7 protein-coding genes are annotated in these 10,459 nt (G+C 53.2%); 6 read left to right on the top strand and 1 reads right to left on the bottom strand.

The genetic code is table 11. The features are described 5' to 3' along the window. Positions 1 to 847 (top strand): lysophospholipid acyltransferase family protein (locus tag AC06ND_RS08580; RefSeq protein ID WP_475678567.1); only part of this gene is annotated, 847 nt, incomplete at its 5' end. Here AC06ND_RS08580 and AC06ND_RS08585 read toward each other — a convergent pair. Further along, a complete protein-coding gene (locus AC06ND_RS08585; RefSeq protein WP_475678568.1) occupies positions 844 to 1,764 on the bottom strand; it encodes an alpha/beta hydrolase in 921 nt (306 codons plus the stop codon). The two genes, AC06ND_RS08580 and AC06ND_RS08585, sit on opposite strands and share 4 nt — an antisense overlap. Positions 1,765 to 1,823: 59 nt before the next feature. On the opposite strand from AC06ND_RS08585, the gene flxY reads away from it, so the two are divergent. From flxY to AC06ND_RS08610, 5 genes are all read left to right on the top strand, one after another. Beyond that, complete coding sequence (gene flxY / locus AC06ND_RS08590) at positions 1,824 to 3,116, top strand: flexirubin biosynthesis putative acyl-CoA ligase FlxY (protein ID WP_475678569.1); 1,293 nt, start codon at positions 1,824 to 1,826, stop codon at positions 3,114 to 3,116. Position 3,117: 1 nt separating this feature from the next. Beyond that, a complete protein-coding gene (locus AC06ND_RS08595) occupies positions 3,118 to 4,254 on the top strand; it encodes a 1-acyl-sn-glycerol-3-phosphate acyltransferase (protein ID WP_475678570.1) in 1,137 nt (378 codons plus the stop codon). 5 nt (positions 4,255 to 4,259) lie between these two features. Next, the gene (locus AC06ND_RS08600; RefSeq protein WP_475678571.1) at positions 4,260 to 6,326 is read left to right on the top strand and encodes a S46 family peptidase; all 2,067 of its coding nucleotides are present in this window, start codon (positions 4,260 to 4,262) and stop codon (positions 6,324 to 6,326) included. Next, complete coding sequence (locus AC06ND_RS08605; protein ID WP_475678572.1) at positions 6,326 to 7,387, top strand: Mrp/NBP35 family ATP-binding protein; 1,062 nt, start codon at positions 6,326 to 6,328, stop codon at positions 7,385 to 7,387. The genes AC06ND_RS08600 and AC06ND_RS08605 overlap by 1 nt, the downstream gene beginning before the upstream one ends. 198 nt (positions 7,388 to 7,585) lie before the next feature. Next, complete coding sequence (locus tag AC06ND_RS08610; RefSeq protein ID WP_475678573.1) at positions 7,586 to 10,252, top strand: TonB-dependent receptor; 2,667 nt, start codon at positions 7,586 to 7,588, stop codon at positions 10,250 to 10,252. The last annotated feature ends 207 nt before the right edge of the window (positions 10,253 to 10,459 follow it).

The following is a 10,459-nucleotide window of genomic DNA, read 5'->3' on the forward strand; positions in this document are numbered from 1 at the left end:
CCTTGTCGAGCGCGGCTATTCGGTGCTCGTATACCCTGAGGGCACGAGGAACACGGACTGCACGGGCGTCCAGCGATTCCACCGCGGTGCCTTCATGCTGGCCCACCAGCTCGGCGTCGACGTCGTTCCCATCTATATCCATGGATTCGGGAACGTGCTGCCGAAGCAGGATTTCATGCTCCGCAAGGGCTCGTTGTACATGGAGGTCGGAAAGCGCATCGCGCATGCATGCATAGCCGAATACGGTGCTTCCGAGGGCATCATGGGCCAGGACATGGACTGGCGCGCAGTCACCCGCTGCTTCCATTCAGACTTTGCTGCTGAGTATGCAAGGGTGCGTAGGGAGCGTGAGAATCTCGAGTATTGGATACCATACGTACGTTATCAGTATCTCTATAAGGGAACGGAGGCCGCTGCTGCCTGTCGCTCGGCTCTCTCGAGAAGCTCCGTGGCGACCCTCGAGGCCTTCGACGGCCAGATCAGGGCGATCTGTGACCCAGCTCTCGCAAGTAATGCCGAGACCTTCTATGCGAGTCTCTGCGACTGCCATTCGGCTCAGTCTTCGGACGACGGGCTGAGGCATCCGGGCTCAGGCATCGACCTGCCTGCGCTTCTTTCGGGAACAGAGCTCCCAGAGGGCATCTCGCTCGTTTCGCTTGCTCCGGGAAAGGTCGAGCTTGCCGGTTGCGGATATGGAGCGGTGACCCTGCTTCTTGCCTTGAGCTATCCTGATCTGGAAATCGTGGCTCATGAGGAAGACGAGGAGAAGAGGCTGACGGCTTCCCGCTGCCTGTCTCCGGTTCCGGGTGGATTCGCCCTTCCGCGTAATCTCAGCTATTTGCCTTAGAAAATCCTGCGAAGCCAGGATATGAACAGATCGTGCCATGCAGAGGTCTCAGCCCCCTGCTTTTCCTTCGTGGCCCCGAATCCGTGACCGCCTTCAGAGTATTGGGTGTACAGGTGTGGGACTCCTGCTTCAGTCAGGGCGGCATCGAGAATCTCGGAGTTGCGGTAGTCCACTACCGGGTCGTCGACGCAGTTCAGGAGAAAGGTCGGTGGGGTGTCTGCCTTGACATGCTTCTCCAGAGAGAGGGAATCGCGCATGTCCTGCCTGTTCTTCTTGTACTCCCCGAGAAGCCCCCTGCGTGACCTTGCATGGGCATATTCCTCGGTAAGCGATACGACAGGGTAGATAGGGACACAGAAGTCAGGCCTGAGGGAAACCTCCGGTTCTATGCCGTAGCGGGACATGAAATTGGTACTGAAATATTCTCCGGCAGACATCGCGAGATGGCCTCCCGCCGAAAAGCCCATGACCCCGATGTGTTCAGGATCCACTCCAAAATCTGCAGCGTTCTCCCTGACCAGCTGGATCGCCCTCTGGACGTCGCAGAGCATGTCAGGATGCCTGTTGCCGCCATAGAGGACCCGCGCGCCAGTTGCGAAACTGAAACCACCTGCGGTGCGGTAGCGGAGTACGAAGGCAGCGATGCCCTCGTCCTGGAGCCACTGTGCGACATCAGCGCCTTCGCTCTGTTCGTCGAGCCAGAAATAGCTTCCTCCGGGGCAGATTATCACGGCAGTCTTCGCCTCCCCGTCCGGCAGGTATGGCGTGAGCGTCACTCCGCCGGCGTGGCAGCGGCTTCCCTCCCATATCCTTATGCTCTCTCTCTGCCTCAGGTCCTTGGACGGCTTCGCATAGGAAGGGAGAGATAAGGTCAAGCTTAGGAGCGCTATGGAAATATATGAGGATACTCGGGTCATTGCACTGCAAAGTTAATTAATCTTCTATCAAAAGAAATCCTTAACTTTGACCCCTTATTATGTTGGATATCGAATTCAGACAGCCCGAAGAGATCAAGGAGTTCCAGGAAGGACTCCTTCGCGAAGCCCTTGTGTACCTCAAGGGCCACTCTCGCTATTACCAGCGCATGTTCGACAGCTATGGTATAGATATCGACAAGATACGCCACATTGAGGATCTGGTGAAGATCCCGTTCACCGAGAAGAAGGACCTGCAGCTCTTCAACGAGGATTTCCTCTGCTGCGACAAGTCTGCGGTGATCGACTATGTGACTACTTCCGGCACCCTCGGTGACCCCGTGACCTTCGGGTGTACCGAGAAGGACCTTCGCAGGCTCGCATTCAACGAGAAGAAGTCCTTCGAGTGCGCAGGCCTCCGTCCGGGCAACGTCGTGCAGCTGATGACCACTCTCGACAAGAGGTTCATGGCGGGACTCGCGTACTTCCTCGGAATACGTGAGCTCGGAGCAAGCGTCATCCGCGTGGGCAACGGTATCCCCGAGCTTCAGTGGGACACCATCCGTCGTCTCAAGCCGGACACCATCATGTGCGTGCCTTCGTTCATACTCAGACTCATCCAGTATGCCGAGGAGCATGACATCGACTATCGCAACAGCAGCATACGCAGGATCATAGGCATAGGCGAGGGCCTGCGCGACCAGAACTTCGAGCTCAACCTTCTCGGAAGGTCGATCAAGGAGAAGTGGGACGTGGACCTCTTTGCCACATATTCGTCGACAGAGATGGGTGCAACCTTCTCCGAGTGCGAGCATGGAATGGGTGGACATGTCCATCCGGAACTCATCATTGTGGAGATCATCGGCGACGACGACATGCCGGTTCCCGACGGTGAGGTGGGCGAGGTCGTGGTCACCACCCTCGGAGTGGAGGGCATGCCTCTGCTTCGCTTCCGTACCGGAGACATAGCCGCGAAGAGGACTGAGCAGTGCGCCTGCGGCAGATGGTCATACCGCCTCACCCCGCTTGTGGGACGCAAGAACAACATGATCAAGCTCAAGGGTACGACGCTCTATCCGCCAGCGGTGAACGATGTGCTCGACAATGCGGAATATGTGCAGAACTATGTGGTGGTCGTAAGGGACAGCGAGGCCGGCACGGACGACGTGGTCGTGAAGCTGGGACTCAGCCATCAGCCGGCGTTCGACGTGGTGAAGGATCTCAAGGACCGCTTCCGCTCCCGTATCAGGGTCGCTCCGCAGATCGAGATACTCCCTGTCGAGGAAGTACAGAAGCTCAATTTCCCTGCGAAGTCACGCAAGCCTGTGAAATTCATAGACGAAAGAAAGAAATAGCATGAAGGATACCAAGTTCGACGATATAAGGCCTTACTACGAGGAGGAAATTCCTGCCGCGATGCATCGCATTGCCGACAGCAGCATCTTCCCCATCGTCGCGTCCTTCGTGTTCCCAGGAAGGGATGTCGAGGAACTCCGTGCGATGGTGCGCAGCTTCACCACTACGGACGAATTCCAGAAGATAGTGATGTACAAGGCCCATGAGGAGATAATCAGGAACAGTACTCAGGGCTTCACCGTCACGGGTCTTGAGAAACTGGATAAGGATAAGCAGTACCTGTTCGTCTCCAACCACAGGGACATAGTCCTGGATGCTTCTCTGCTCCAGAAGGCTTTGGTCGACCAGGGTATGGAGACCAGCGAGATCACCTTCGGAGCCAATCTCATGACCACTCAGCTCGTCGTGGACATAGGCAAGTCCAACAAGATGTTCAGGGTCGAAAGGGGCGGAAATCCTAGGGAGTTCTACCTTTCTTCCGTACATCTTTCCGAGTACATCAGGCATGCGATCACGGAAAAGAGGCAGTCCGTCTGGATTGCGCAGAGGAACGGAAGGACCAAGAACGGAAACGACCAGACCGATCAGGGCATAGTCAAGATGTTCGGACTCAGCCGTCCGGACGACAAGATAGAGTCGCTGGCAGAGCTGAACATAGTTCCTGTCGCCGTGTCCTATGAGTGGGAGCCTTGCGACATCCTGAAGGTGCTCGAGCTCTATGAGTCTTCGAAGAGAGCGTATACCAAGAAGCCGGGAGAGGACCTGAACAGCATAATCACGGGAATCATGGCACCGAAGGGTCGCGTCCATTTCAGCATATGCGAGCCTGTGGGCAGGGAAGATCTCCTTCGCTACGACGGTCTCACGAGCAGCGCCTTCAACAGGGAGATCGCGGCTCTGATAGACCAGAGGATATATGCCGGATACCACCTCTATCCGAACAACTGGATCGCGCACGACATCCGCTATGGTCAGAAACTGCACTCCGACAGGTATACTCCTCAGCAGAAGGCGGCCTTCCGGGAGCATCTGGCGAAGCTTATGAAATATGACAGCTATGAGCTGGAGACTCTCCGAGACCTGCTCCTGGCGATATACTCGAATCCGGTGGACAACTGTATGAAATACAACAACTGAACTATATGAAAAAGATTATTTGCGCAGCAGCGGCGCTGCTTATCGCTGCAGGCTCTGCGTGGGCTGACGAAGGAATGTGGCTCCTTCCTCTTCTCAAGCAGATGAATGCCAAGGCTCTCGAGGAGGCGGGTTGCCGTCTCACTCCTGACCAGATCTATTCCATCAACCACTCTTCACTCAAGGATGCCATCGTCCAGTTCGGCGGCGGATGTACCGGTGAGGTCGTTTCTGACAACGGTCTTCTCCTTACCAACCACCACTGCGGATATGCCAGCATCCAGAAGCTCAGCTCCGTGGAGCACGACTATCTCGCAGACGGCTACTGGGCAATGAGGATGAGCGAGGAGCTCCCTGTCGACGGTCTTTCTGTGACCTTCCTCGAGAGCATGACCGACATCACCAACGTGATAGAGAAGGCAGAGAAGAAGTTCCGCAAGGAGCTCAAGGACGCCCCTAATTCAGAGGAACTCGTCCAGCAGGCTCTCGCTCAGCTTTTCCAGGACCTCGTCGAGGCAGTGGAGAAGGATCAGCCTGAGTGCCATGCAGAGGTGGAGAGCTTCTACAATGAGAATGTCTACTATCTCATCGTCTACAAGACCTACACCGACATACGCTTCGTAGGTGCACCACCTTCATCAATCGGTAAGTTCGGTGCTGACACCGACAACTGGATGTGGCCACGTCACACCTGCGACTTCTCTATGTTCCGTATCTATGCGGACAAGAACAACAACCCTGCTCCTTACTCGAAGGACAATGTCCCTTACACTCCGAAGCAGTCTCTCAAGATCTCGCTCAAGGGCGTGCAGGAGGGTGACTACACCATGATCATGGGCTACCCTGGAACCACTACCCGTTTCCAGACCTCTCCTGAGCTCGAGCAGCAGATCCGCACCAACGACATCCGCATCGCAGCCCGCACCGTACGTCAGGACATCATGATGGACTACATGCTCGCAGATCCGGCAGTGAAGATCCAGTATGCAAGCAAGTACTCAAGCAGCTCTAACGGCTGGAAGAAGTGGCAGGGCATGAAGCTCGCGTTCGACAAGCTTGGAATCATCGAGCGTACCGAGCAGCAGGAGGCCGAGTTCTCTGCATGGGCAGCAGCAAAGCCAAAGCGCCAGGAGGCATACGGTTCAGCTATTCCGGCTCTCAAGAAGGGTATTCTCGACGCCCGCGTGAACCATGAGGCGTTCACCCTCGCTTATGAGTCTCTCTACCAGATCGAACTCGTCCAGATGGCTACCATCGCCAAGTCTGGCCGTCTCGACAGGCTCGAGCCTCTCTACAAGGACTATTGCGCAGCTCTCGACAGGGATGAGGCTAAGGCTCTCGTCGCTTTCTACAAGGCGCACTCTCTTCCTGAGTACGCATTCGACTGCGACATCGACATCGATGAGATGTTCGACAAGACCGTCATCACTTCATGGGAGAAGCTCTCTGCAGCTGATTCCACCACCATCGCAAACGATCCTGCAGTGGCATTCGCAAATGCTGCCATGGAGATCGTCTATGGCACATACTACATCGACCGTGCTCCAAACCCAGAGTTCGACGCAGCCCAGAAGGCATACACCGCAGGTCTCCTCGAGTGGAGAAAGGGTCAGCCAAGCTACCCTGACGCAAACTTCACCATGCGTCTGACCTATGGTCACGTGATGCCTTACTCTCCTAAGGACGCAGTGCTCTACCGCCACTACACCACTCTCGACGGTGTGATGGAGAAGGAAGATCCGGACAACTGGGAGTTCGTGGTTCCTGCAAAGCTCAAGGAGCTCTGGAAGGCTAAGGACTATGGCCAGTATGCAATGCCTAACGGTCAGATGCCTGCTTGCTTCCTCAGCAACAACGACATCACCGGCGGTAACTCCGGAAGCCCTGTCATGAACGCGGACGGTGAGCTCCTCGGCCTCGCATTCGACGGCAACTGGGAGTCAATGTCAAGCGATGTTATGTTCGAGCCTGACCTCCAGAGATGTATCAACGTGGACATCCGCTATGTCCTCTTCATCATCGACAAGTTCGGTGGAGCCGGCTGGCTCATTGATGAAATGAATCTCGTCAAGTAATGGAAATAAACGAAATCAGGAAATACCTTACCGAGGTGCAGCATCCTGCAAAGGGCGACAAGGATATCGTCGCCCTCGGTATGGTGGAGAATATCGTGATCACGGAGGGAAAGGTCTCAGTGACCCTCGCTTTCCCTAAGCACCGTGATCCTCTCGCCGAGTATCTCATCGGCAGCGCTAAGGCTTCCCTCTATCGCAACTGTCCTAAGGGCACCGAGGTTGAGGTGAAGACCATCGTGAAGGATGAGGCTCCGAAGAAGAAGCCTGGTCTCGACCTCGGAACTGAGGAGATCGAGAATGTGAAGCACATCATAGGAATCGCTTCCGGAAAGGGCGGCGTCGGCAAGTCTACGGTGGCAGTGAATCTCGCAGTGGCTCTTGCCCGCATGGGATACCGAGTGGGCCTTGCAGATGCAGATGTCTACGGACCGTCCGTACCTAAGATGACCGGCACCGAAGGTGCTGAGCCAGAAGCTTACCAGGAAGGTGAGAAGGAAGTGATCATGCCTATCGAGAAGTACGGCGTGAAGTGGATGTCAATAGGCTATTTCGCCAGACCTGAGCAGGCTCTCATCTGGCGTGGCCCTATGGCTTGCAACGCTCTCAAGCAGATGATACTCCAGGTTCGCTGGGGTGAGCTTGACTTCCTTCTGATCGATAAGCCTCCGGGAACGGGCGACATCCATATCAGCCTCGTCCATGACATTCCTCTCGAGGGTGCCGTCATCGTCAGCACTCCTCAGGCAGTGGCTCTCGCCGATGTCGAGAAGGGTGTGAACATGTTCCGCAACGAGAATGTGAACAAGCCTATCTTCGGTCTCGTGGAGAACATGGCGTGGTTCACTCCGGAGGAGCTTCCGCAGAACAGGTACTACATCTTCGGAAAGGACGGCGGCCAGATGATGGCGGACAAGTACGAGATTCCTCTTCTCGGCCAGGTCCCTATCGTCCAGAGCATCAGGGAAGGCGGAGACTCCGGCGAACCGGTAGCTCTCTCGTCACGTCCTGACGGCCTTGCTTTCCTCGAGATTGCCGGCAAGCTCGCCGCAATGATCGGCTAGCCGACAGCAAAAACCCCATACAACCTGTCACGAGCGACAAAAATCATCCGATTTTTGTCGCTCGCGCCATTATTCCGGGCGAAGACTGCGCTGTTCTTGCGTTCCGGTATGTGCGTTTAACGTAATCATAACACATACTACATCACATCGAAACATGCTTGCTGTAGTTTTGCCGCCGTGAAAACAAAAGCATGTATTATGATGGTGAAGAAGGTGCTCCTGACATTATTGGGGCTGATGGCTTCCATTGCGCTGACAAACGCTGAAGAAATCAGAGGTCATGTTGTCGACAAGAACACACAGGAACCACTGCCTGGAGCAACAGTTCAGATCGTATCTGCCAACAAGGCAGCAGTCTGTGACCTTGATGGCGCTTTCCGGATTTCCGGTCTTGAGAAGGGCAGCTATACTATTCTTGTGAAATATATCACATATAAGGACAAGGAGATTGAAAATGTCACGGCATCAGATGATCTGACAGGAGGCGGTATCCTTGTTGAGATGGAGTGGAATGACGAACTGCTCGAAAGTTCCAGCATAGTTGCTTCAAGGGTAACAGATTCCGAATTGGCTGCAATTTCCATGTTCAAGGAAAGTGATGTTGTGATAAGCAACATCTCCTCACAAGAGATCCGACGGTCCCAGGATTCCAATGCAGGTGAGGTGATAAGAAGAATTCCCGGCGTCAGCATCATTGACGACAAGTTCGTTATGGTGAGAGGCTTGTCTCAGAGATATAACAACGTCTGGATGAACGGAGGTGCCGTACCAAGTTCAGAAGCTGACTCGAGAGCTTTTTCATTCGACATCATTCCGAGTTCCCAGATAGACAACATATCGATAATAAAGTCTTCGACACCCGAGTATCCGGCAGATTTCAGCGGAGGATTCATCTCCATCAAGACAAAGGATGTTCCGGAGAAGGATTTCCTGTCCCTGTCAGTCGGCGGTAACTGGAATGACAGATCAGCCTTCAGGCAGTTCATCTCAAAGAATTCCAGGAACTGGTACACCCGTACCTTCAAGCCATTCGGAGATGCCAAAGGAAGCGCAGAGTGGGCTTTGAGCAGGAATATCGGTGCAGCCAGGCTCGGGATTCTCGGTGCTGTATCCTATTCGAATGAGTACCGGACCTACACTGGAATGTCCAACAATCTGTTCAGCCTCTTTGACAAGAAAACAGATACAAGCGTCTACCTGAGGCACTCCACCGACGACCAGTACAACCGGAACGAAAGGATAGGCTCATTGCTCAACCTGACGATTCTCACATCGGGAGGATCGAAAATAGAATGGAAGAATCTTTTCAACCGCATACTGAATGACAGATATACATGGAGAGAAGGAATCAGCGCCCAGAATGACATTGAGAACAGTGCCGAGTACTATACCAGGATAAGGAATTCATACAGTACACAGATAACGGGAGTTCATGGGTTCGGGAACAATGCCATCGACTGGAGTGCGGGATATTCCTATGCAGACAGACATATGCCTGACCGTCGAAGGTATCTCATCAGCGACGCGCTGAACAGTGAGCGCATACTTGAACTGGCAGCATCGAACGACATAAACATCGAGAACACCCTTTTGCGTGAGCATATCGGCTCTCTCGGTCTGAATGACAGGCTGGAGATGTCGATCGGAAAGATCATGCCCGTCATCAAGGCGGGACTGTACGCAGAGTTCAGAACAAGATCCTATACAACGAGAGACCAGCTGTTCAACTGGGATCCAAGGGCAAATGATCTCCCTGCCGATTTCCGAAGGATGGATATTCCCGAACTTCTCAGTGAAGACTCCTATAGGGGTCCCGGCAAGCTTTCACTGTTCGAGTATCCCCAGCTGTCCAACAACTATGACGGCAACAATATCCTCGCATCCGGATATCTGGCAGTGCTGGTTCCAGTCAGGAGACTTGACATATACGCCGGCGTAAGATATGAATACAACATGATGGAACTCATATCGAACCTGAGCAATCACGAGATCAGGAAGTCCAGCAAGTATACAGTTGACAGCGACTTCTTCCCATCGCTCAACCTTACATACAGAATCAATGAAATACACCAGTTGAGACTCTCCTATGGAAGATCCATCAACAGACCCGAGTTCAGGGAAGTGTCTTCATCCGTGTATTATGATTTCGATCTTGCCTCAGACGTGCAGGGAAATCCAGACCTGCAATCATGTCATATCGACAATGCAGACTTCAGATACGAGCTGTACCCGTCTACGGGCGAATTGGTGAGCGTCGCCCTGTTCTACAAGCACTTCAAGAATCCTATCGAGTGGACTTATACCGTCGCTGGCGGAACCGATCTGGTATATTCATACATGAATGCACAGAGGGCATCCAGTTACGGCCTTGAGATAGAAGTGAAAAAATCTCTTGACTTCATTGGCCTGAAGGACTTTGTCTGGTCATTCAATGGTGCTGCCATAAGGAGCAGGGTCATTTTTGAAAAGGGATCCCTCAACCAGGACAGACCGATGCAGGGACAGTCACCCTATCTGGTGAACACTGGACTATTCTACAGGAATTCCAGGATCGGCCTTTCCGCTTCGCTGCTCTACAACCGCATCGGTAAAAGAATCATCGGAGTAGGGCGATCAGAGGGCACAACAGGTGATGGACAGAACGCAAGAGTTCCCGACAGCTATGAAATGCCACGAAATCTCATCGATCTGACAGTTGCCAAGAACTTCGGGGAACATGCAGAACTGAGAGTCTATATCCGCGATGTCCTGTCTGAGAAGATTACATACTCCCAGTTTGCAAAAAACTCCAGGGATGAGACCGTAAACGAGATAACCCGGCAGTACATGCCTGGAAGGAACTATGGTTTTCAATTCACATCTTAGTATATGACAATTTTTGAAATTGTCGGGTTTAATATGTTGATTATCAATTAATTATATTGCAAAAGCCCCGGAAATTTCGTAACTTAAAGGTATATAACTACCACATTATTACCATGTTACGAAACCCCAGGGTCCACTACAAAAGTAGCGATTTATATTCAATTTTGAGCATGCATTTTGGTGAAACGATGAACAAAGCCCGCATAA

The organism is Candidatus Cryptobacteroides sp., from assembly GCF_056207615.1.